The organism is Aquimarina penaris (assembly GCF_040786285.1).
Classification (GTDB): domain Bacteria; phylum Bacteroidota; class Bacteroidia; order Flavobacteriales; family Flavobacteriaceae; genus Aquimarina.
Genome location: NZ_JBFMKQ010000001.1, coordinates 1,374,881 through 1,398,027, shown reverse-complemented (window position 1 = coordinate 1,398,027; position 23,147 = coordinate 1,374,881). Strand labels below are relative to the sequence as shown.

Below are 23,147 nucleotides of genomic sequence, written 5' to 3'. Positions count from 1 at the left end.
CCATTTAATGTGAAATATTTAGCCTACTGGATTCTTGCATTTACACTACTGCAAAACCCCAATCCCTCATTTTGCCAAGGCTCACGGGATTCTAAAAATCAAATTAAATATATTGACAGCTTATTTGAAATTGCCAAAAAAGATCTTATAGGAAATGGAGATTTATTAAAGGAATTGATAACATTATCTCAAAACATAAATTATCCAAAGGGAGAATTACGAGGATATGTCAATCTGGGAATTTATTATACCAACAACTCTATGATCGACAGTGCCAATATTGTTTATGGTAGTGGTGAAAAACTTATAAAACAACATCCAGATTTAGAATATGCGCTGGCTTATATTTATAATAACAAGGCTTCTATTTTGAGTAACCAAGAGCTACATTATCAAGCTTTGAAATATTATCACAAAGCACATAAAATAAATATAAAACAGGAAGACAAAAAGTCAACTCTTATTACCAAAATGAATATGCTAATTTGTCATTTGGCCCTAGGTGAGCCGGATAAAGTTTTGGCCTATGCAAAAGAGTTATTAGATGACCCGACTGTTATTAATCAGGAAGACCTAAAATACCAGCTATACACTAATCTGGCTAGTGCATATTTTGATAAAAAAGAATATGGAAAAGCAATCAACTGGTGGAATGCTAATTTAGAAAGCATTCAAAACTCAGAAAAAAAAGGGGAAATAAGTTACTTGATCACCTCAATTGCCGAAGCATACAGAAACATTGGGGATTATGAAATTGCATTAGAAAAAGCGCTAGAAGCAAAGAAAATAATAAATAACAAACCCGAATTAAGCGCATATGCAGCAACAAATGCTTTGGTATTGGGTAAAATATACAACTCATTGGATAATCTAGAAGAATCCATTCTACATTTTAAGAATGTAATTCTTCAAAACCCAGACAATGCAATAGATATAGCCTTCTCGTATAAAAATCTTGGAGCAATATATCAAAAAATGGAATCCTGGGATAATTCGGTAGGTTATTACCAAAAATATGGTACTCTAATCGACAGTCTTTATCATCGTCGAAATGAAGATATTTCGAAAATATCTGAAGGAAAAATACAGTTGATTGAAGAAGAATATAAAAATGATCTTTTAACCAAAGACAACGACATTTTAATCTACAAAACCGAAAAACAAGAACTATATATCATTTCTCTTGCCATTGGGTTTTTAAGTCTTTCATTTGTACTATTGTCTATAATCCTTTATAGAAAATACAACAAAAGTGAACAGCAGATAGAGTTGTTAAAAGAAAACGAAAAAAAGATTCTAGAAAATCATTTACAAAGGAGAGAAGAAGAGTTTTTGGCAACAATGATATCGGTAAATGAAAGGTTAAATAAGCTTTCGTACATAAAAAAGAATTTATCTTCGGCTATAAAATATAATAATAGAGAAGAGATGATAGAGGTAGATAAAAGATTAGAACGCTTTATCTCTTCTACGTCTGATCTTACCGTTTTAAAAGATCGCATAGAATCACAATACCCAGGAATAACGGCTCAAATAAATACTTCTTTTCCCGAATTATCAACGAATGATATAAGACATTGCCTTTTAATGAAACTCAATTTGTCTATTAAAGAATCTGCTCAATTACTAAGCGTTTCTACGCATGCTATCAAAATGGCAAGAAAACGACTAAAGAAAAAAATGAATATCCCCGAAGATGTTTCTTTGAAAGATCATTTGCAAAACAAAATTGCATAATTTTCATTAGTTACTATTTGAAAATCAGTTTTCATGCTCTAAAAATTTTATGTAGCTTGGCAATCCGAAATTGTTTATGGATCATGAATCAGAGAAAATTGTATATCGGGTTATTAGCTTTTACCTTGCTTTCCTGTGATGGCTTTATTCTTAAGAAAGAGAACAAAGAGGAAATTGTAAAAGAAGGGTTAGACAAACTTAATTGGAATGAAGTTGAACAGCCCCCACTATTCGAAATCTGTAAAGAAAAACCCGAAGAAGAGCTGGAGCAATGTTTTCAAAACACAATAACAAAGCATATTCAAGATTATCTTGCGCAATATATCATTAAAATAAAACAACCTGTTAATGATACGATTTGGGTTCCTCTATTAATTACAAAAGACAGTAAAATCATTTTAGAAGATTTTGAACTGCCAAGTACTATCGAAATAGAGATCCCAAATTTAAAAGACACACTTGCAAAAGGAATCGAAACACTACCAAAAATAGAGCCTGCCCATACACGAAGCACCCCTGTAACTGCGCGTTATAAACTACCTATTGTAATTAGAATAGAGTAAGCCTATTGCTTAGTTTGATTTATGTAGCTTTGTAATACAAAAAATCCAATCTTGAGCGACGAAAAAATTATATTAGGTATCGACCCAGGTACAACTATTATGGGGTTTGGGCTTATCAAAGTTCAAAATAAAAAAATGTCTTTTTTACAGTTAAACGAACTTCAATTGGGTAAATATGATGATCATTATCTAAAATTGAAACTCATTTTTGAACGTACCATAGAACTTATCGACACCTATCATCCCGATGAAATTGCGATCGAAGCTCCTTTTTTTGGCAAGAATGTACAATCTATGCTAAAATTAGGTAGAGCCCAGGGGGTCGCAATGGCAGCTGGGTTAAGTCGAGAAGTACCAATTACCGAATACTCTCCGAAAAAAATCAAAATGGCAATAACAGGTAGTGGTAATGCCAGTAAGGAACAAGTTGCCAAAATGCTTCAAAGTTTGTTAAAAATCAAAACATTGCCTAAAAATCTGGATTCGACTGATGGATTGGCTGCTGCAGTTTGTCATTTTTATAATATGGGGCGAGCAGACATTGTGGGTAAGAGTTATAGCGGTTGGGCCGCTTTTGTAAAACAAAATGAGAAGAGAGTCAAAAAATAATGTTTAAAATCTAAGATCATCAGCGGTATTTATATTCATATCCCCTTCTGCAAGCAAGCATGTCATTATTGCGATTTTCATTTTTCGACTTCGATGAAGAAAAAAGATGAAATGGTTATCGCACTATGTAATGAAATTAAATTAAGATCTTCTGAAATAGCTAATCATAAAACTATTCATACGATTTATTTTGGCGGAGGAACACCATCTGTGTTATCTATTAACGAACTGTCATTTATTATTGAAACCGTTTATAAAAACTATACCGTATCCAAAGAGGTCGAAATAACCCTCGAAGCAAACCCCGATGATCTCACGAAAGAAAAAATTGAAGCACTGGCTGTAAGTCAAGTTAATCGCTTAAGCATTGGTATTCAGTCTTTTTTTGAAGAAGACCTTAAACTCATGAATAGAGCTCATAACGCCCAAGAGGCCATGAATTGCTTATCCCTTGTTACTCGATATTTTGATAATATTTCGATTGATTTGATTTACGGTATTCCCAACATGTCTATAGAACGCTGGAAACAAAACATTCAACTCGCTCTGGATTCTGGAGTTCCTCATATTTCGTGTTATGCGTTAACGGTTGAGCCTAACACTGCTTTGCCCAAGCTAATCGAAAAAGGAGAAATCGCTCCGGTGGATGATGTTCTGGCTCAAAAACATTTCGAAATTTTGGTAGAAACTTTAGAAAATGAAAGTTTTTCCCATTATGAATTGTCGAATTTTGGTAAAGAAGGATTCTTCAGTAAAAATAATACGGCATATTGGCAAGGTAAACACTACCTGGGGATTGGCCCTTCTGCGCATTCTTATAATGGAAAACAACGCAGTTGGAATATCAAAAATAATGCAAAGTACATTCAGGCATTAGCGCAAAATGAACTTCCGAAGGAAATTGAAAACTTAACCGTTACCGATCAATATAACGAATATGTTATGACTGGATTGCGAACAATTTGGGGAGTTTCTCTGCAAAAAATAGAACAAGATTTTGGAAAAAAATACAAGAAGTATCTTCTACAACAAGCACAAAAACATTTAGAAGAACATCTTTTATTTTTGGATGATAACACGATACAAGTGACCAAAAAAGGAAAATTTTTGAGCGATGGTATTGCAAGTGACCTTTTCTTAGTAAATTTAGAGTGATTTTGATATTAAAAAGGGGTTATGCAAGAAAAATATGACATTATTGGGGTTAATTATAATACCACCAGAAAAGCAGATCCTTATCTTTTTAATCGACTACGGTCTCTATTGAATCCAACTCCCAAAGAAATGTATCTTGATATTGGATGTGGAACGGGTAATTATACTTCAGAATTTGCCAAAAAAGGATATCAATTTATTGGCATTGATCCCTCGGATAAGATGCTTGAAAAGGCAAAAAATCAGCATGATGCTATAACCTGGAAAATTGGGAAAGCCGAAAAAATAGAACTGGCCTCAGATAGTGTTAACGGAATCATTGCAAGCCTGACACTTCATCATTGGCAAGATCTTAATCAAGGTTTCAAAGAATTAAACAGAATATTAAAACCTAATGGTACTACTGTAATTTTCACCTCAACTCCTACTCAAATGAGGGGGTACTGGCTTAATCACTACTTCCCAAAAATGATGACCGATTCCTTAATTCAAATGCCTGCATATAACGATATCAAATCGAGCCTAGAAAGAAATAATTTAAGAATAAAGGATACCGAAAAATACTTTATTCAGCCTGACTTACAAGACCTTTTTCTCTATTCTGGAAAACATAACCCTTCTCTATATCTACAACCCAAAGTGCGACAAGGAATATCATCTTTCTCATCTTTGGCCAATACAGAAGAAGTTGAACAAGGGTTAAAAGCATTACACAAAGATATTGCTTCGGGAAAGATTAAGACTATCATCAAAAAATATGAAAATACAGAGGGAGATTATCTTTTTATAACTGTCAAAAAAGCGTGATACTATTTTATGATTACCACTTTAGAATATAACAAGGCATCCTATACAATCGACCTATCCAAACCTTTAGATATATCTATCCCTTTAAGAGCTTCCGAAGAAAATGTAAACGCATGGTATATCGATGCTCCAAAAATAGAACCTGTAACGAATGGAGATTGGATAGGAAAAGTTTCTGAAGGTGCTTCGACAAATTTCAACAATATAACATTTAATCCACATGGTCATGGTACGCATACCGAATGTGTAGGACATATTACCAACGAGTTTTATAGCATCAATGATTGTTTGAAACAATTCTTTTTTATAGCCGAAGTCATTACTATTCGGCCCAAAAAACAGGGAGATGATTTTGTGATTACTAAAACACAAATAAAAGATGCGATTATTTCTAAAAACAACGAAGCTTTGGTGATAAGAACATTGCCAAATAAAGAAGATAAACTAAACACGCAGTATTCGCATTCTAATTGGGCATATCTAACCGAAGAAGCGGCTGCATATATCAGAGAATTAAACATCGATCATTTATTAATTGATCTGCCGTCTGTAGACAAAGAAAAAGACAATGGTAAATTATTAGCACATAAAGCATTCTGGAATTACCCTGAAGCAATACGTTATCAGGCCACTATTACAGAATTGATTTATGTTGAAAACAAAATCGAGGATGGCACTTATGTTTTGAATCTTCAAATCGCTTCCTTTGTAAACGATGCGACCCCTAGTAAGCCTATTTTATATGAAATAATGAAATAATGAAAATAACATTACAACTTGAAGAAATTGCAATGCTTGGACTGGGTATATATTTATTTAGTTTACTATCGTATCCCTGGTGGTTGTTTCTTGCTTTGTTTTTAGTTCCCGATATTGGAATGCTAGGTTACGTTTTCAACAATAAAACCGGAGCATTTATCTATAATATATTTCATCATAAAGGATTGGCAATTTTAGTGTATTTAATAGGTATGTATATATCCAATGAAATGCTTCAACTTTTTGGAATTATTCTTTTTGCACATTCATCCTTTGATAGACTTCTTGGATATGGCTTGAAATACGAAAAAGGTTTTAAATTTACACATCTTGGTGAAATAGGAAAAACGAATTAGAATGGAATTATTGTTTATAGGACTTTTGGGAGGTGCCCTTTTAGCTTACTTTATCTTTGCAAGATTTAGTGCCGTAAAAAACAAGTCTGCCATAAAAACTCAATCGACAGTTCTTATGGAAAAAATCAAAAGTGTTTGTAAACTGGTAACAGTTGAAGGAGATTTTGCCGAGATTTATCATTATGAAAGTGTAAAAGAAAAGTTTTTTAATCTACTTACAGGAACCAAAAAAGCATTGATTCTAATCGATGCTAAAGCCTATGTTGGCTTTGATTTATCTAAAGTGAAGTTAGAAAGTGATACTAAGAAAAAACGTATTATTCTTACTCATTTTCCGAAACCAAAACTCTTAACCATCGAAACCGATTTTAAGTATTACGATAAAAAAGAAGGCTGGCTTAATCCCTTTACATCTTCTGATCTTACAGAGCTTAACAAAGAAGCCAAACAATTTATCAAAGATAAAATCCCACAAAGCGGTTTAATGGAATCGGCCAAACATGAAGCATTAACAGCCATTTCTTTAATGGAAACCCTGGCAGCATCTATCGGATGGACATTAGACTATTCTGCATTGGAGCTCGACAACAATAACAAAGACACAAAAGAGTTAGAATACTAATGAATGTTGAAACGTATAGAGAATATTGTCTGGCAAAAAAAGGAGTTACAGAGGAGTTTCCTTTTGATGAGACCACATTGGTGTTTAAAGTAATGGGAAAAATGTTTGCCTTAACAGGACTTGACAGAATTCCTTTTAGTGTAAATCTAAAATGTGATCCTGATCGAGCTACAGAACTTCGTGAATACCATCCCGAAATTACTCCTGGATACCACATGAGTAAAATACATTGGAATACTGTTAACTTTTCTGGCACTTTGGCGACTGATATGTTATTAGAATTGATTGATCATTCTTATGACCTGGTAGTGAACAGTCTAACCAAAAAGCTAAAGCAAGAATTAGAAAATCTTTGATTTTTATATGAATAACCCTCATCAATATTATAGAGAACAAATATCTCTACATACTACATCTTTAAAAAAAGTAAAACGTCAGTTAGCTGTTTCAAGTACAGTACGATTATTAGTTTTCCTTGCCTCTATTATAATACTATACTTTGGCTACCCCAATACTCAAATCATAATGGGTAGTATCGTATTAGGTAGTATTGCTTTTATTTTTCTGGTAACTAGACACAGTAATCTGACCTATACTAAAGACAAGCTAACAAAACTTATACAAATTAATCAATTAGAGTTAGCTGTTTTTAAAGATGATATCAGTACTCTTAATGCCGGAAAAGAATTTATAGATCCATCACATACCTATAGTCATGATATAGATTTGTTTGGTCATAAGTCTTTCTTTCAGTATGCGAATCGCACAGCTACTCTGGCTGGAAAAAACAAATTAGCTTCAATTCTTACCGCTAATTCAATTCTAGATATTGAACAAAAGCAAGGTGCCATAAAAAACCTAACCAAGCTCCCCGAATGGCGACAAGAATTTAGCGCTGTTGCATCTTTGGTAACTGTATCGGTTTCTATTTCTGTAATCCAAAAATGGTTTCAAAATTATACATCATGGGTTCCCAAAATGATGAAGATTCTCCCTTTTGTTTTTTCAGGAATCTCAGTAGTTATGCTGATATTGCTATTTCTAAATAGCATTACATTTAATATGTCCCTAATCTGGCTTTTTATAGGCCTTGGTGTTACTGGGACGCAAATTAAAAAGATTAATGTACTATATCGCGAATCCAATCTGGTAAAAGATACCTTTGAACAATATTACAAGCTTGTAGACAAAATTGAGAATACCGATTTTGATTCTCCTTTTTTACAAGAAAAGCAGCAATTAGTCATTAACGAAAAAGAAAAAGCTTCAACTATTCTAAAACAATTCGCCAGTATTCTTAATGCTTTTGATCAGCGCAATAATATGCTGTTTGGTGTCTTTGCTAATGGATTAATGTTATGGGATATTCTTCAAAGTTACCGTATCGAACAATGGATTACAAAAAATCAAGATAAAGTAGAGCAATGGTTTGAAGTTATTGCTTTTTTTGATGCATACAATTCATTAGGAAATTTCGCTTTCAATCATCCGGATTACGTATATCCAAATATTTCATCAGAAAATATCATAATAAAAGCAGAAAAACTGGGGCATCCAATGCTTTCTAATCAAAAAAGAATAGATAATGATATTACTATTGCCCGAGAACAATTCTTTATCATAACCGGAGCTAATATGGCGGGTAAAAGTACTTTTTTACGTACTGTAGCACTCCAGATAGTTATGTCTAATATAGGATTACCTGTTTGCGCAAAATCCTGCGAATATCGCCCTATGAAGTTAATCTCTAGCATGCGTACTTCAGATTCGCTTAGCGATGAAGCTTCCTATTTCTTTTCAGAACTTACTCAACTCAAAAAGATTGTAGATAAACTCGAAGATGATGAGTATTTTATTATCCTGGATGAAATTCTAAAAGGCACTAATAGTAAGGACAAAGCTGCCGGTTCTCGTAAATTTGTAGAAAAATTAGTAGCCGCCAAAGCTACAGGAATTATTGCTACTCACGATCTAAGTCTATGCGAAATCGCATCAGACTTACCCCAGGTTAAGAATCGATTTTTTGATGCCCAAATTATTAATGATGAGCTTTATTTTGATTATAAATTTAAAGATGGTATTTGCCAGAATATGAATGCTTCTTTCTTACTGGAGAAGATGGGGATTGTATAAATCTTTTCTGAATTTAGATGGAGTAACTCCTTTTATCTTCTTAAATTTTCTATTAAAATTAGAGACATTCTTAAACCCACTAGAGTATGAAGCCTCGGCTATTGTTATATCCGGCTCTTTTGAGATAATTTGACATGCATTTTCAATCCGTACTTCGGTCAAAAACTGAAAAAAAGTTTTATTCGTACGTTGTTTAAAATATCTACAAAAAGCATTGGGAGTCATATTAGCAATGTTAGACACTTCTTGTAAGCTTATATCACCGTAAAAACCATTCATAACAAATTGAAAAACGTTTGCCATTCGTTTTCCTTCATTATCGGTATAATTATTCTTTGTAATTGAAGAAGATATAGTTTTGATCGTGGCCTTACTTAGCAATTTCAAAACCTGTAAAAAAATCATTAAACGATCTAATCTGTTTTTATGCTTTAATAGCATAAAAAATTGCTCTTTTAACTGGTTTTTTTCTGAAATAACCTTTACTCCATACGATAGGCTATTAAAAAAATTAGACAAATCATTAAACTCAGATAATTCAAAAAAGCCTTTGCCAAATGATTTTTCAGTAAAAAAAATTGAAACCATATAAGATCTTGTGGATGATGGAGCACTTTTTAAAACATGAGGAATCTGGCTTCCAAAAACTAAGATGTCATCTGTTGTATAATTGGTAATCGTATCCCCAACAATTAAACTCCCTTCCCCGGATACAATAAGAGATATTTGAACCTCTTCATGTTGATGAAATTTATCATAAAAAATAGCGCCCTTATCTTCCTGTACAATGAGAGTATCGGTAGACGATTTTGGTATTTTAAATGGTAAAGCTTTCATAAAACTATACCAATATTACTCAATTAATTAATATAATTATATCTTAAAGGTAAAATAGTATCACAATTAGGTAATTTACAGATATTTTACCCTTTTTATTCACAATATCTTTGACCAAAACATGAAATATGGTAATACATTGGGAAGGCGTAATGCCTGCAGTGACTACAAAATTCACTGATCAAGACACTTTAGACCTCAAAATGTTCGAGGTAAATATTAATGCACAATTAGAAGCTGGCGTACATGGTATTATATTAGGTGGAACCTTAGGTGAGGCCAGCACATTAAGTGATGAAGAAAAAAGAATTCTGGTAAGAACCACAGTCAAAATTGTTAAAAACAAAGTCCCTGTTATTATCAATATTGCAGAGCAAACTACCAAAGGAGCAATTGAAGCTGCAAAAAAAGCCAAAGAGGATGGAGCTAGTGGTTTAATGATGCTTCCACCTATGCGATACAAAGCTGGAGATAGAGAAACGGTAACCTACTTTAAGGAAGTTGCCAAAAGTACAGATCTGCCTATTATGATTTACAACAATCCTGTGGACTATAAAATTGAAGTAACTCTAGACATGTTCGAAGAGTTATTACAATTTGACAATATACAAGCAGTAAAGGAGTCCACCAGGGATATTTCTAATGTAACCCGAATTAAAAATAGATTCGGAGATCGATTAAAAATCTTATCCGGAGTAGATACTCTTGCTTTAGAGAGTTTACTAATGGGTGCCGATGGTTGGGTAGCTGGATTAGTAGATGCTTTCCCAGCAGAAACCGTAGCCATTTATGAACTTCAAAAAGCAGGAAGAATCAAAGAAGCTCTAGAAATTTATCGTTGGTTTTTACCGTTGCTAGAGTTAGACATAAATGCTAAATTAGTACAGAATATAAAATTGGCAGAGGTAGCTACAGGAATCGGTACCGAAAATGTTCGCGCACCAAGATTACCGTTGGTTGGAGAAGAACGCAAAAAGGTATTAGAGATTATCGAAAACGGGCTAAAAACCAGGCCAATTTTACCAGATTATAAAACCTTGAATTAATTCATTGACTTACTTTCACATTAAATCACTAAGACCATGATTACGGGTAAAAATTATATAGGAAATCAACTTTCTGCTAAAGGAAACAAGGCTTATAAAACGTTTAATCCTAAGTTGAATATTGAAAATGAACATATTTTTTATGAAGCTTCTGCAGAAGAAATAGAAAAAGCCGTTACATTGGCTTCTGAAGCTTTTAAAACGTTCAAAAATATTTCTGGAGCAAAAAAAGCAGCGTTTCTAAATGCTATCGCAGATGAAATTCTGGCATTAGACGACATTTTAATTAAAGCATATATTTCTGAGACTGGCCTACCCCAAGGAAGAGCAAAAGGAGAACGCGGTAGAACCATTGGTCAACTGCGAATGTTTGCAGAATTAGTAGCCGAAGGCTCTTGGGTTGAGGCGACTATAGATACTGCCGATTTAGAAAGAACCCCAATTCCTAAACAGGATATCAGAAAAATGTTGGTGCCATTAGGGCCCGTAGTTGTATTTGGCGCAAGTAATTTTCCTTTAGCATATTCTACTGCCGGTGGTGATACTGCTGCTGCATTTGCTGCAGGATGTCCTGTGATCGTAAAATCACACCCAATGCATGCTGGGACGGGAGAGCTAGTAGCTTCTGCAATTCATAGAGCTGCTCAAAAAACAGGAATGCCAGATGGAGTATTTTCTAATCTAAATAGCGCCGGAATTGATGTTGGTGTACAATTAGTAAAACATCCTAAAGTAAAAGCAGTAGGTTTTACAGGAAGTATTCGTGGAGGTAGAGCATTGTTTGACTTAGCATCTCAACGACCAGAACCGATACCCGTATTTGCAGAAATGGGAAGTGTAAACCCGGTGATTCTTTTACCCGAAGCAACCAAAAATCAAGGAGAGGCTTTGGCAAAAACTTATGCTAAATCTATCACACTAGGAACTGGGCAGTTTTGTACCAATCCAGGTTTAATTATAGGAATTAAAGGAGAAGCTTTAGATAATTTTATTGATATCCTTTCTTACGAAATTGTCAAAATCGAACCTTCTTGCATGTTGCATCCAAATATCATTGGTAATTATGAAAGAAACAGATCTACGGCATTACAACAAAGAGGCATCAGCATTACTGCCGAATATGATGGCGATATAATGATAAATCATGCCAGGCAAACGGTTACCAAAGTAGAAGGAAAAACGTTTTTAGAAAACACGACCTTACATCAAGAAATATTTGGACCATTTTCTATGGTAGTACAATGTTCAACTGCAAAGGAGTTAGAAACTATTATCTCGAACCTAGAAGGGCAGCTTACGGGTACTATCCTCGCAGAAAATGAAGAGGCTTCAACATATAATTCAGTAATTGAAGCACTACAAAATCGAGTAGGAAGAATCATTTTTAATGGTGTTCCTACGGGCGTAGAAGTCTGCCCTGCAATGTTACATGGCGGCCCTTATCCTGCTTCTACAGACAGTAGATTTACCGCGGTTGGGATTCATTCTATCAAACGTTGGGTGCGACCATTTAGCTATCAAAGCTGGCCTAATGATTTATTACCAGATGAGCTTAAAGATGAAAATCCATTAGGTATTTCGAGATTGGTAGATGGCAATCATAGTCAACGCAAAATCTAGATATAATCATACTAAATTCTAATAGCTACAAGAAATGAAAATCGTCAACATTATTGGGGTCATCATCTTACTCTTAAGTTTTAGTTGTACAGAAAAAAGTATAGAAAAAACTGCTGCAGATCGCCTTCAGGAAATCATTACTGAAACTGATGACCGTGAAGGATATGATGAAGACAAATACCCTTTAGGTCTTTTCACAAAAGAATACTACCAACAAGAAGCTGATTTTGCAAAAGAAAAAATAGAAGAACTAAAGAATATTGATGCAAACCAACTCAAAGAGACCGATAAAATATCTTTGGAGCTATTAGAATTCACTTTACAACAAACTATCGATTTTTATGTCTTCGAGCGCTATCTAAATCCTTTATTATCGGATTCTGGTTTTCATAGCAATCTCAACTATATGGTGAGACCATTTACCAATTATGATCAGGTTAAAAAGTACCTAAACAAGCTTAGTGCAATACCTGTATTTGTTGATCAGCATTTTGTAAACCTAAGAGAAGGGCTTAAAAAAGGAGTTTCGCAACCAAAAGTTATTTTTGAGGGATATGAATCTACTTATAATGATCATATTGTAGACAATATAGAGGAAAGTTACTTTTATACTCCTTTTAAAAATTTGCCAGAATCTATACATCAACCTCAAAAGGATTCAATAATTAGTGCTGCAAAAGAGATTATAGAAAGCAAAGTAGTCCCAGAATTTAAAAGAATAAAAACATTTTTTGAAACTGAATACTTACCAAAAACAAGAACAACTATAGGGGTGTCTCAAACTCCTAATGGAGAAGCTTACTATCAAAATAGAATCAACTTTTATACTACTAGTACAAGCTATACAGCAGATGATATTCACAATATAGGATTAAAAGAAGTTGCCAGGATAAAAGCGCAAATGGAGCAAATCATAAAGGAGCTTAACTTTAAAGGTAGTTTTGCTGATTTTTTAAAATTTCTTCGTACCGACGAGCAATTTTATGCTAAAACTCCGGAAGAATTACTAATGATCGCCCGAGATATGGCAAAACGAGCCGATGAGCAATTACCACGGTTCTTTAAGACATTACCCCGAAAACCATATGGCGTAGCTCCAGTTCCAGACGCTATTGCACCTAAATATACTGGTGGTCGATATGTAGGAACAGAAGCCGATAGCGATGAACCTGGTTATTATTGGGTAAATACCTATGATCTAAAAAGCAGAACATTGTATACGTTACCATCACTAACAGTACATGAAGCTGTTCCTGGTCATCACTTACAAGGCAGTTTAAATAACGAGTTAGGCGATAGTATTCCGCAGTTTAGAAAAGATTTATATTTATCGGCATACGGAGAAGGCTGGGGATTATACTCAGAGTTTTTGGCAGAAGAAATGGGAATGTATACCACACCATATGAGCACTTCGGAAAATTAACTTATGAAATGTGGCGAGCTTGTCGACTGGTAGTCGATACAGGAATTCATGCAAAAGGATGGACACGTGATCAGGTTGTTGATTTTATGGCTTCAAATACCGCTTTATCATTGCATGAGGTACATACAGAAACTGATCGATATATTTCTTGGCCAGGACAAGCATTATCCTATAAAATCGGAGAATTAAAAATCAGAGAACTTCGTAAAAAAGCCAAAGTAGAGTTAGGAAGCAAATTCGATATCCGAGAGTTTCACGAAATCATTCTGGAACAAGGAACAGTAACGCTTTCAATTTTAGAAAACAGAATCAACACCTATATCGAAGAGACAAAGAATGGCTAGTAACACCTATACATGTATTGATGCACATACCTGCGGAAACCCAGTGAGAGTAGTGACCACAGGCCGCCCAAATCTTATCGGAAAAACGATGAGTGAAAAACGTCAACATTTCATTAGAGAATATGATTGGATTAGAACAGGATTAATGTATGAACCTCGCGGACATGATATGATGAGTGGTAGTTTCTTGTTCGAACCACATGACCCCAAGAATGATTTTGCTATTTTATTTATAGAAACATCTGGTTGTTTACCCATGTGCGGTCATGGCACTATAGGTACTATCACCATTGCGGTTGAGGAAGGGTTAATACAACCCAAAATTCCGGGAAAAATCAAAATGGAAGCACCGGCTGGCTTAGTAGAAATCGAATATCAACAAACCGATAAAAAAGTAGATTGGGTAAAACTTAAAAATGTAAAATCTTACCTCGCTGCAGAAGGATTAACTATTGATTGTCCTGACCTAGGAGAAATCATTTTTGATGTTGCCTACGGCGGAAATTATTATGCTATTGTTGATCCACAAGAAAATTTTAGTGGGATACAGGATTTTACTGCCGGGAAATTAATTCAATATTCTCAAGTAGTTCGAGAACGTATCAACAAAAAATACCCCGATCTTTTTATCCATCCCGAAAACGAGACGATAAGAGATGTTAGCCATATATTATGGACAGGAGATCCGATTGATCCCACCTCATCGGGGAGAAATGCTGTTTTTTACGGAGAAAAAGCAATAGATCGGTCCCCTTGTGGAACAGGAACTTCTGCACGAATGGCTCAATTATATGCAAAAGAAAAATTGAAAAAAGGAGATGAATTTATTCATGAAAGTTTTATAGGAAGTAAATTTATAGGGAGAATTGAAAAAGAAACCAAATTAGGAGATAAAAAAGCTATTGTACCTAGTATCCAGGGATGGGCAAAAGTGTATGGGTATAACACGATCATTATTGATGACAAAGATGATCCATACGCTCATGGGTTTCAGGTGATATAGATGATGAATGTTTTAATGATGTAGTGAATGAATTAAAATAGTTTTAACAGCCAGAAAGAATACATCACTTAATTAAAAGTATTATTGCATAAAATCAACCAATATGTATTTAGAGCTTTTTTGCCAAAATCCGTCAATTCGAGTGATTCGACCTTGGGAGAAGTGTATCGAGAATAGGATTATTGGTAAAAAAAGCTATTCTCGATAGCTCTGCTGAGCCTGTCGAAGTACATTTTGTCTTCATTTCATTGCAACAAAATACTTGAATTGACGCTTTTATGTGGTAATTTTCTTAAATACACAACCGGTCAAACCATTGTTTCATTAAAACAGTAAGCAATTGAAAAAAGTAATCATCATCGGAGGAGGAATCATTGGGCTTTGCTCTGCATATTATTTACATAAAGAAGGGCATCAAGTAACTATAATCGATCAATCTACAATGGATTTTGGAGCTTCGTATGTTAACGCAGGATATCTAACACCAAGTCATATTATCCCTTTAGCTGCACCTGGTGTTATGAAAAAAGGTTTAAAATGGATGTTTAACCCATCTAGCCCTTTGTTTATTAAACCTCGTCTTAATGCAGATTTCTTGCGTTGGTCATGGGCATTTAACAAATCTTGCTCGGTAAACAATGTAGAACGTAGTATTACCGCCATTAAGGATATTAATATCATGGGAAGGGATTTGTATTCTGAAATCAAACAAGAGGAAGGGTTTAATTTTCAATTAGAACGAAAAGGGTTGTTAATGCTTTGCCAGACCGAAAAAATGCTTGAAGAAGAAGTGAGTGTGGCTAAAATTGCCCAAAAAGAAGGATTACCAGTACGAGAACTTTCATTAGATGAGTTAAAAGAAATAGAACCTAATGTGCAATGTAACGCCAAAGGAGCTGTACATTATGAATGTGATGGCCATACTACTCCCCAGCTATTTATGGAGGAAATGAAAGCATATTTGAAAGCTTCCGGAGTTATCTTTCAAATAAATGAAAAGGTACATGATATCACAGTTGAAAGTAAAAAAATAATAGCTGTTCAAACCAAAAACAAAATATACAAAGCTGATGAGTTTGTGCTAGCTGCTGGATCCTGGTCTAATCTATTAAGTAAAAAATTAGGAATTAAACTATTGCTGGAAGCTGGAAAAGGGTATCGGATTAATTCTGAAAGGAATTTAGGGATAACCATGCCTACCATATTAGCCGAAGCTAAAGTTGCTATCACGCCTATGCAAGGGTTTACAAGATTTGCAGGCACTATGGAAATTGCAGGAATTAATCATAAGGTTAATAAAGTACGTGTTGAAGCTATTGCCAATGCAACACATAAATACTATCCAGATATTGAACTCTCTAAACAAGAAAAAGACGATGCTGCTTGTGGTTTAAGACCCGTTTCTCCAGATGGAATGGCATATATTGGTAAATCAGGCACATGTAAAAACCTGACTATCGCAACGGGACATGCCATGATGGGATGGAGTATGGGGCCATCTACTGGGAAACTAGTATCAGAAATTATCTCGGATAAAAAAACATCTCTAAACCTCGATGCCTTTCATCCCGATCGAAGGTTTTAGACACTAGCTGTGCTGTCATTCCGGCGTAGGCCGGAATCCACAACACATAAAATTAAATATTTTAGATCCCAGCCAGCAGCTGGGATAATAATCGTTACAATATTCCGGTTTGTCTTTTATAAAAAGCATCTTGCTGTTTTTTCATCATCTCTCGTGCAATTTTCTTCTTGTAGGCGTATAACTCTTCTTCCTCGGTAAGATCACCATAAACTCTATCATTAATAGTATGATCGGTATCTAATAGCACTCTACGTTGCCCTTCTTTTTGAGCAACCCAGGTTTTTACCTCACCTTCTATATCGTCTAGTTTAAAATCATATTCCCCTTTTGGAGCTAATAGTTTTGCAAAAATCGGAGACGTTTCAATAGCCAAAAACAATAAAAAGATAAAGAATGAAGGCAACCATGGTAATTCATTTAATGCCGTTACTCTAGCCATTAATCCATCAAAATTATCAATTATGGGTTGCGAAGTGACTACTTGGTTTTCATATTCGGCTGTTAATTGTACTTTTTGGGTTTCTAATGCTGCAATCTTATCTGCATTTGTCTTTTTTAAGCCAACCAGCTCTGTCAAAGAAGCATCATGCTTTTCCCGTTTTTCTTTATATACAGGTCCTTTTCCGAGGATTTCTGTTCCTTTACGGCCTTCGGCTTCTGCAATATAGGTATCGTACAAAGTATTAACCTCTGTTTCTTTAGCCGTCACTTCTTGTTTTAATGAAGTAATTTCAGAATCTATTCCAGTAATTACAGGGGTATATTGTGTAGCGATCTGTTCCTTATTGGCAAGCGTAAAATCATTCTTTTGTTCGAGTAATACGCGATCAATTTCTTTCTCAAAAATCTTTAACTCTAAAGGTTTTGAAATCACCACAGCAATAATTATTGCCAGTATTATCCTTGGAGAAGCTTGTAAAAGTTCATCGATAAAGCTATCCTTTTTCTTAATGGTAGATACAATAAATCGGTCTAAATTGAAGATTAACACTCCCCAAATCATTCCAAAAAATACGGCACTAAAATAATTATCAAATACGGTATACAAAGCATAACTTGCCGCAATAAAGGCCATCACTGCAGTAAAGAATACTGTGGCTCCTATACCTACATATTTGTTCTGTTCTCCATTAGAACTATCTACCAAAATATCGGCATCTGCTCCGGAGCATAAAATAAAAAAACGTTTTAACATGATCTAAGGGTTTTGATTGACAATAGATTTATAACGCTGATTTACAGCGAAATGTTGTATAAAAAAACTCCCCGAAGGGAGTTTTGGCTATTATAAATTATCAAATAATCGATTGTGTATCAATTTCTTTCTTTTTCAGCTTTCTTTCTTGCTTTTTCTCTTTTTTTTCTGGCTTTTTCCATTTCCTTGCGTGCTTCTTTTCTAGCCGCTTCGGCAGCTTTACGAGCTTCTTTTCTAATTTTTTGAGTGTCTTCTAAAACCTCTCGACGCACTTTCTCTGCCTGTTTTCGCGCTTCCTCGGCAGCAGCTCTTGCCTCTTCTCTTATTTTATCTCTATGCAGCATTACTTCTTCTCTGGCAATTCTGGCTTCATGGATTGCCATTTCTCTTACTTTCTCGGCCTCTAGTCTAGACATTTCTGCATGTCTCATAGCTAAATCTCTTTGCCTATGAGATTTGTCATGTGCTCTATGTGCAGTTTCCATTGCAAGTGCTCTGGCGTGCTCGGCGGCCTCTCTAGCGTGTTCTGCTTGTTCTCTTGCCATATACACATGTCGCATTGTCTCTTCTTGTCTTCTCTGTGCTTCTTCTCTAGCCATAGCTCCTGCTTGTACTGCCACTTCTCTAGCTTGATCTGCTTCAATTCGTGCTTCTTCTATATATTCTTCTATTTCATCAATTTCTACATCAGGATATACAGGTGGAGAAGGTGTTTTTGGCGGTGCAGGGGATATAATAACATCCTTTTCTACTTTTACATTAGGTGCTGGAGGTGGAGAAGGGATAACATCCATTTCTATATTTGGAATCTCGGGTATTGGCGGCGCAGGCGGAATTAAATCATGGCCATCTGGGTTGGCATTATATAATCGTGTTTTTCTATATTCATCGTTAAGTTTTTCGACAAATCCATCGTCTGATTCTAAAATCTGAATATCAAACTGAAATTCGGTAAGCTCATTGTCTTTCCATTGTTTTGTCTTCTCGTCAATAACACTTGCAAAATTTGCTAAGGTTGTAGCTGTACCATTTAGGGTAATTTGCTCATTTTTAACTCGAATTTTAATTTTTTTATCAGGGTGCGTATCCTGAATCGTTTTAGTATAATTTATACTTTTTTGCTGTGCCACTATTTCATTATTAAATAATAGCATACAGCCTAATAAAATAGGTAAGAGCAGCAGCAGTCTTGCTGCTGCTCTTGTTTTAGAAAATTGTTTTGACATCATAACGATTCGTTTTTTAGTTAATGAATAATTAATAGGACTCGATAACTCAACTTGATTAGAGTTGTTTGGATAGGTAACGAGCAGGTTCATGTAGTTTTGTAAAGAAAATTGACGCTTAAGAACAGTTTGGTCTGCTAAAAACTCATGATTTAATTTAATGGATTTCTTAATCCAGAATAATAAAGGATTAAACCAAAACAGTATTTGCAACATTTCAACAAATAATATATCTAATGTATGTTTTTGTATAACATGTGTTTTCTCATGAAGCAATACCTCTTTGGGTATGTTTTTTTCTTGGTATTCTTTTTTAGGCAAGAAAATGTATTTCAAAAAGGTGTGAGGAACGAATGTATCACTGACTAAGACATTAATATGTGAAGATTCTTTCAATCGTTCATTAGTATTAATTTTTTGAGTTAAGTTTTTAATATTTTTAATAAATCGAAAGCCAAAAATCAAGACACCAATACCATATATACTCCACAATAGTAGAGAAAGATAATCTATTGATGGTGTAACCACAGGAACCTGCTCAGACATAATCACAGGCACAGCTAACGGTGCTTCTATTATTTCTGGTTCTACCGAGATATTAGTGGTATATGTAAAGGTAATTAACGGAATAGTACATGCAAAAACCAAGCTAAAGAGCAGATAAAATCTTTTTGTGTAATGCATATTCTCTCGCTCTAAAAAAAGTATATAGAACCCCCATAGGAGTAACATGCAGAGAGACGATTTTACTAAATACGCTATCATTGTTTTTGCTTTTTAATTTGTTGATCTACTATCTTTTTGAGTTCTTCTAATTCTGATGTTGACATATTAGTTTCAGAAGTGAAAAACGAAGCAAATTGCGATGTTGAGTCGTTAAAAAAGTTCTTGATTATACCATTTACATGTTTAGAAAAATAGTCTGTCTTTTTTACCAAAGGATAGTACTCTCTTGATTTACCATAAAGCTTATAATCAATAAAACCTTTATCCTTCATTCTTTTGAGCAATGTAGCCACAGTAGTGGTAGCAGGTTTGGGTTCTGGGAACGCATCAAGGAGGTCTTTCATAAATCCTTTCTCTAGTTTCCAGAGATATTTCATGAGTTGTTCTTCGGCTTTTGATAACTGCATTGCTCTACTTAATTAGAATTAACTCTACAAATGTAGAATAAAAATTTATATTTTCAAATAATTACTAAAAAAATAACCTCAAAAGCTGTATAAAGCCCTTGAGGTTAACATACCTGATTTTAATTTAAAATCTACATAACTTACTGAAATACAGTTATTGTATTTCCTTCTCCACTTTGAATTATTGTTGTAGAAAGCATGTCTCCATTTTGAGAAATTATAAAACTATTGTTTTCTCCAAGCTGCGTATTATTTATCATATTGGTATTTCCTATTTGGGTAGTTTCGCTATAATTACCCATCCCATTTTGTATAGTTAGTACGTTATTTTCGTTACCGGTTTGGGTTTGAGATATCGTACTCCCCTGGCTAACAAAACCATCATTACCTTGTATTGCTTGAGCAATATTGGACTCTCCCGAAGACTGGGTTTGTCTTGAAACATTGGTAAACCCATCTTGAGTACTTATAGCAATATTTCCTACACCTCCTGATTGTGTTGTTTCTACTATATTTTCTGCTCCATTTTGGGTTTGTTCTATAACATTGCTCCCAAATTGGGTTGCTGTTGCTTGATTTTCAATACCCGATTGAGATTGTAGTATTGAAGAGAAAAAACCAGATTGATTGGCAACTACATTATTACGACCTCCGTCTTGACTTTGTTCTATAGTATTAGATGTACCATTTTCTTGGTTAATAAAAGCAAAATTACTAAGTCCATTTTGAGTTTGTCTAATTCTTGAATTAGAATCTGTAGTTCTTGCAGAAACTACATTTCTTTCTCCTGTTTGAGTTTGAAAACCATCGGTCTCACTTCCAAAAACAATAAAAGAAGCAGAGTTTTCGAAACCATCTTGTTGTTGTGAAATATTACCTCCAAAAATATTTGTTTCTGCATAAGCAGAGTTATCAAAACCATCTTGTTCTTGAAAGATTGAAGCAATTCCTGCTTGACCATTTTGTACTGCTCTTACCATATTATTGGTCCCTTTTTGAGTTTGACCAATTAAAGCATATTCACCTGTTTGCTGTGCAACGGCATCATTAAACTCTCCTAACTGAGTTTGGGTAATACTACCTCCAAAATCCTGAATGGCATTAGCTGTATTAAAGAATCCTTCTTGTTCTTGTTCTATACTATTAAAGGTAAGTGCAAATTGATTTGCATTTGCTTGATTGCTTATCCCCGATTGAATTTGAATTATACTATTCTCAAAATCTGCCGTTTGAAGCGCATCTGCGTTATTAGACTCTCCTGTTTGAGTTTGAACAATACTATTACTAATAGCATCAATATCGGCGAGAGAACTTTGTATTGCGATAGCACGATTTAGATCTCCTGTTTGAGTTTGAATAATACGATATGATCCGCCAAATTTTTGACTTGCCGTTGCTTCATTAGCATTACCGTTTTGCATCTGTACGATTTCGTTACCGAATTTAATAGTGTTAGACGGATCAGAATCAGAATTAGGATTTGTGCCTTGACTCGCAATTGCAGTATTACCCGACCCATTTTGGTTTTGTTCTATAGTATTTTCAGAAACATCAATATTCTGAATCGCTTGCGCAGCATTAAACTCACCGCTTTGCACAGTACTTATGCTATTCTTATTCCCTTCTTGTACTTGAGATATACTATTACTATCATTATTAAAAACATCATTGATTTGCAAAGCTTCTACTCTATTTTCTATTCCTGTTTGGGTTTGTACAATAGTATTTAAGATCCCTTCCTGAGTACTGACCGCTGTATTTACAAATCCAGATTGAATAGTCTCTACTGTATTCTCTGTTCCGTTTTGGGTTTGTTCTATCACACCATTTCCTGACTGTGTAGCTATTGCATTATTTAATACACCTATTTGGGTTTGTAGTAGTGTAGAAAAGGTACTGTTTTGATTAGCCGTAGCGGTATTAAGGTCTCCTTGTTGTGTTTGTTCAACATTATTAGATCCTCCAAAATTTTGATTGATTAGAACTATATTCCCTGCTCCATTTTGGTTTTGTCGTATTCTAGAATTAGAATCTGAACTTGCCGCGGTTGCTTGATTAGAATCTCCTATTTGTACTTGAGAACCATCAGTTTCGCCGCCAAAAACGATAAAATTTGCTGAATTACCTATCCCGTCTTGTTGTTGTGATAAATTACCTCCAAAACCTGCTGATTCTGCTGTTGCAACATTTAAATCTCCTATTTGAGTTTGAAAAATAGCGGCAATCCCTTGTTCACCATTCTGCATTGCGTTTGCAGTATTACCCATTCCATTTTGGGTTTGCCCAATTTGCGCATTTTCTCCTGACTGAGTAGCAAAAGCACTATTAGAATCTCCTATTTGATTTTGTATTAAATCATTGAGAGATCCTCCTGTTTGAGATGCGTCTACGGTATTTAAAATCCCTTCTTGATTCTGCCTAATTATATTACCATTTACTGTATTCCCTTGATCTGCCCTTGCACTATTTCGATCCCCTGTTTGATTCTGAAAAGCTTGATTAAATTCTCCTTTTTGTTGTACAAATGCACTATTCTCATTCCCCAATTGGATTTGAGTGATAAAACCATCACCAATAATATCTCCTTCGGTGCCTTGTATGACTTCTATCGTGTTATCATCTCCATCTTGATTGATCACTAAAGAATTTCGCACCCCTTCCTGGGAAATTTCTATAACATTATCAATACCAGACTGATTAACATCTGTAACATTAGTTTGGGCATACGTACATGCCACACTGATTAGCGCTAAAACGCTTAGCATTGTTTTTTTCATTGTAGAGTTTTTATGGTTAAAAATTTGATTTTCATTAATTCGAATTCATCAAATCAATGTTTAACATGAAATTTTTGAGATAAGTATAAAAGGGGGTAACCTCAATAAAACTACAATTTTAAAAAAGTAATATGTAGGTGTAATTTTACATTTTCGATAAAAGAAGCTGTGCGTCTATCTTAATGTAGGATGTTTCATTCAGTATCATCGTACAAT

20 protein-coding genes are annotated in these 23,147 nt (G+C 34.6%); 15 read left to right on the top strand and 5 right to left on the bottom strand.

Translation table 11 applies throughout. The features are described from left to right. Positions 1-9 precede the first annotated feature (9 nt). From ABW637_RS05885 to ABW637_RS05840, 10 genes are all read left to right on the top strand, one after another. On the top strand, positions 10-1,737 hold the full coding sequence (locus ABW637_RS05885; protein ID WP_367583713.1) for a tetratricopeptide repeat protein: 1,728 nt from the start codon (positions 10-12) through the stop codon (positions 1,735-1,737). 83 nt (positions 1,738-1,820) lie between these two features. Continuing rightward, positions 1,821-2,300, top strand: coding sequence for a hypothetical protein (locus tag ABW637_RS05880; protein WP_367583712.1), 480 nt, complete (start codon positions 1,821-1,823; stop codon positions 2,298-2,300). A gap of 51 nt (positions 2,301-2,351) precedes the next feature. Continuing rightward, entirely contained in the window at positions 2,352-2,909 is a 558-nt protein-coding gene (gene ruvC / locus ABW637_RS05875) for a crossover junction endodeoxyribonuclease RuvC (protein ID WP_367583711.1), read from the top strand. An 18-nt stretch (positions 2,910-2,927) separates the two neighbouring features. Then, positions 2,928-4,064 (top strand): radical SAM family heme chaperone HemW, encoded by a 1,137-nt coding sequence (gene hemW, locus ABW637_RS05870; protein WP_367584454.1) that lies wholly within the window; start codon positions 2,928-2,930, stop codon positions 4,062-4,064. A gap of 21 nt (positions 4,065-4,085) precedes the next feature. Further along, positions 4,086-4,871 (top strand): class I SAM-dependent methyltransferase, encoded by a 786-nt coding sequence (locus ABW637_RS05865; RefSeq protein WP_367583710.1) that lies wholly within the window; start codon positions 4,086-4,088, stop codon positions 4,869-4,871. Positions 4,872-4,880: 9 nt separating this feature from the next. After that, positions 4,881-5,630, top strand: coding sequence for a cyclase family protein (locus tag ABW637_RS05860; RefSeq protein ID WP_367583708.1), 750 nt, complete (start codon positions 4,881-4,883; stop codon positions 5,628-5,630). Further along, the gene (locus ABW637_RS05855; RefSeq protein ID WP_367583707.1) at positions 5,630-5,986 is read left to right on the top strand and encodes a DUF4260 domain-containing protein; all 357 of its coding nucleotides are present in this window, start codon (positions 5,630-5,632) and stop codon (positions 5,984-5,986) included. The genes ABW637_RS05860 and ABW637_RS05855 overlap by 1 nt, the downstream gene beginning before the upstream one ends. A gap of 1 nt (position 5,987) precedes the next feature. Further along, complete coding sequence (locus tag ABW637_RS05850; RefSeq protein ID WP_367583706.1) at positions 5,988-6,608, top strand: DUF4230 domain-containing protein; 621 nt, start codon at positions 5,988-5,990, stop codon at positions 6,606-6,608. After that, on the top strand, positions 6,608-6,964 hold the full coding sequence (locus ABW637_RS05845) for an MmcQ/YjbR family DNA-binding protein (RefSeq protein ID WP_367583705.1): 357 nt from the start codon (positions 6,608-6,610) through the stop codon (positions 6,962-6,964). The genes ABW637_RS05850 and ABW637_RS05845 overlap by 1 nt, the downstream gene beginning before the upstream one ends. Positions 6,965-6,971: 7 nt before the next feature. Next, positions 6,972-8,741 carry a MutS-related protein gene (locus ABW637_RS05840; RefSeq protein ID WP_367583704.1) on the top strand — a complete coding sequence of 590 codons (1,770 nt, stop codon included), beginning with the start codon at positions 6,972-6,974 and terminating at the stop codon, positions 8,739-8,741. Here the strand turns inward: ABW637_RS05840 and ABW637_RS05835 are convergent. Continuing rightward, the gene (locus ABW637_RS05835) at positions 8,715-9,578 is read right to left on the bottom strand and encodes an AraC family transcriptional regulator (RefSeq protein ID WP_367583703.1); all 864 of its coding nucleotides are present in this window, start codon (positions 9,576-9,578) and stop codon (positions 8,715-8,717) included. The two genes, ABW637_RS05840 and ABW637_RS05835, sit on opposite strands and share 27 nt — an antisense overlap. Positions 9,579-9,706: 128 nt before the next feature. Between ABW637_RS05835 and ABW637_RS05830 the strand changes: the two genes are divergently transcribed. The 5 genes from ABW637_RS05830 to ABW637_RS05810 all read left to right on the top strand — a co-directional run bounded on the left by ABW637_RS05830 (position 9,707) and on the right by ABW637_RS05810 (position 16,600). Then, positions 9,707-10,624 carry a dihydrodipicolinate synthase family protein gene (locus tag ABW637_RS05830; RefSeq protein ID WP_367583702.1) on the top strand — a complete coding sequence of 306 codons (918 nt, stop codon included), beginning with the start codon at positions 9,707-9,709 and terminating at the stop codon, positions 10,622-10,624. A 36-nt stretch (positions 10,625-10,660) separates the two neighbouring features. After that, positions 10,661-12,244, top strand: a complete 1,584-nt coding sequence (locus ABW637_RS05825) for an aldehyde dehydrogenase (NADP(+)) (protein ID WP_367583701.1) — start codon at positions 10,661-10,663, stop codon at positions 12,242-12,244. A gap of 34 nt (positions 12,245-12,278) precedes the next feature. Continuing rightward, positions 12,279-14,012 (top strand): DUF885 domain-containing protein, encoded by a 1,734-nt coding sequence (locus tag ABW637_RS05820; RefSeq protein WP_367583700.1) that lies wholly within the window; start codon positions 12,279-12,281, stop codon positions 14,010-14,012. After that, complete coding sequence (locus ABW637_RS05815) at positions 14,005-15,015, top strand: 4-hydroxyproline epimerase (RefSeq protein WP_367583699.1); 1,011 nt, start codon at positions 14,005-14,007, stop codon at positions 15,013-15,015. Before ABW637_RS05820 ends, ABW637_RS05815 begins: the two co-directional genes overlap by 8 nt. A gap of 340 nt (positions 15,016-15,355) precedes the next feature. Beyond that, entirely contained in the window at positions 15,356-16,600 is a 1,245-nt protein-coding gene (locus tag ABW637_RS05810; protein ID WP_367583698.1) for an NAD(P)/FAD-dependent oxidoreductase, read from the top strand. A gap of 94 nt (positions 16,601-16,694) precedes the next feature. Here ABW637_RS05810 and ABW637_RS05805 read toward each other — a convergent pair whose 3' ends face one another. The 4 genes from ABW637_RS05805 to ABW637_RS05790 all read right to left on the bottom strand — a co-directional run bounded on the left by ABW637_RS05805 (position 16,695) and on the right by ABW637_RS05790 (position 22,931). Then, the gene (locus ABW637_RS05805; RefSeq protein WP_367583697.1) at positions 16,695-17,795 is read right to left on the bottom strand and encodes a DUF4407 domain-containing protein; all 1,101 of its coding nucleotides are present in this window, start codon (positions 17,793-17,795) and stop codon (positions 16,695-16,697) included. Between the two features lie 119 nt (positions 17,796-17,914). Continuing rightward, positions 17,915-19,753 carry a M56 family metallopeptidase gene (locus ABW637_RS05800; protein ID WP_367584453.1) on the bottom strand — a complete coding sequence of 613 codons (1,839 nt, stop codon included), beginning with the start codon at positions 19,751-19,753 and terminating at the stop codon, positions 17,915-17,917. 29 nt (positions 19,754-19,782) lie between these two features. Then, positions 19,783-20,154, bottom strand: a complete 372-nt coding sequence (locus tag ABW637_RS05795; protein ID WP_367583696.1) for a BlaI/MecI/CopY family transcriptional regulator — start codon at positions 20,152-20,154, stop codon at positions 19,783-19,785. A gap of 140 nt (positions 20,155-20,294) precedes the next feature. Then, complete coding sequence (locus ABW637_RS05790) at positions 20,295-22,931, bottom strand: beta strand repeat-containing protein (protein ID WP_367583695.1); 2,637 nt, start codon at positions 22,929-22,931, stop codon at positions 20,295-20,297. Between the last annotated feature and the right edge of the window lie 216 nt (positions 22,932-23,147).

What these genes read in the sequence shown, in the direction of transcription:
- ABW637_RS05880 (WP_367583712.1), top strand. Translation starts at nt 1,821, where the DNA reads ATGAATCAGAGAAAATTGTATATCGGGTTATTAGCTTTTACCTTGCTT.
- ABW637_RS05865 (WP_367583710.1), top strand. Translation starts at nt 4,086, where the DNA reads ATGCAAGAAAAATATGACATTATTGGGGTTAATTATAATACCACCAGA.
- ABW637_RS05860 (WP_367583708.1), top strand. Translation starts at nt 4,881, where the DNA reads ATGATTACCACTTTAGAATATAACAAGGCATCCTATACAATCGACCTA.
- ABW637_RS05855 (WP_367583707.1), top strand. Translation starts at nt 5,630, where the DNA reads ATGAAAATAACATTACAACTTGAAGAAATTGCAATGCTTGGACTGGGT.
- ABW637_RS05850 (WP_367583706.1), top strand. Translation starts at nt 5,988, where the DNA reads ATGGAATTATTGTTTATAGGACTTTTGGGAGGTGCCCTTTTAGCTTAC.
- ABW637_RS05845 (WP_367583705.1), top strand. Translation starts at nt 6,608, where the DNA reads ATGAATGTTGAAACGTATAGAGAATATTGTCTGGCAAAAAAAGGAGTT.
- ABW637_RS05840 (WP_367583704.1), top strand. Translation starts at nt 6,972, where the DNA reads ATGAATAACCCTCATCAATATTATAGAGAACAAATATCTCTACATACT.
- ABW637_RS05835 (WP_367583703.1), bottom strand. Translation starts at nt 9,578, where the DNA reads ATGAAAGCTTTACCATTTAAAATACCAAAATCGTCTACCGATACTCTC.
- ABW637_RS05830 (WP_367583702.1), top strand. Translation starts at nt 9,707, where the DNA reads ATGGTAATACATTGGGAAGGCGTAATGCCTGCAGTGACTACAAAATTC.
- ABW637_RS05825 (WP_367583701.1), top strand. Translation starts at nt 10,661, where the DNA reads ATGATTACGGGTAAAAATTATATAGGAAATCAACTTTCTGCTAAAGGA.
- ABW637_RS05820 (WP_367583700.1), top strand. Translation starts at nt 12,279, where the DNA reads ATGAAAATCGTCAACATTATTGGGGTCATCATCTTACTCTTAAGTTTT.
- ABW637_RS05815 (WP_367583699.1), top strand. Translation starts at nt 14,005, where the DNA reads ATGGCTAGTAACACCTATACATGTATTGATGCACATACCTGCGGAAAC.
- ABW637_RS05805 (WP_367583697.1), bottom strand. Translation starts at nt 17,795, where the DNA reads ATGTTAAAACGTTTTTTTATTTTATGCTCCGGAGCAGATGCCGATATT.
- ABW637_RS05800 (WP_367584453.1), bottom strand. Translation starts at nt 19,753, where the DNA reads ATGTTACTCCTATGGGGGTTCTATATACTTTTTTTAGAGCGAGAGAAT.
- ABW637_RS05795 (WP_367583696.1), bottom strand. Translation starts at nt 20,154, where the DNA reads ATGCAGTTATCAAAAGCCGAAGAACAACTCATGAAATATCTCTGGAAA.
- ABW637_RS05790 (WP_367583695.1), bottom strand. Translation starts at nt 22,931, where the DNA reads ATGAAAAAAACAATGCTAAGCGTTTTAGCGCTAATCAGTGTGGCATGT.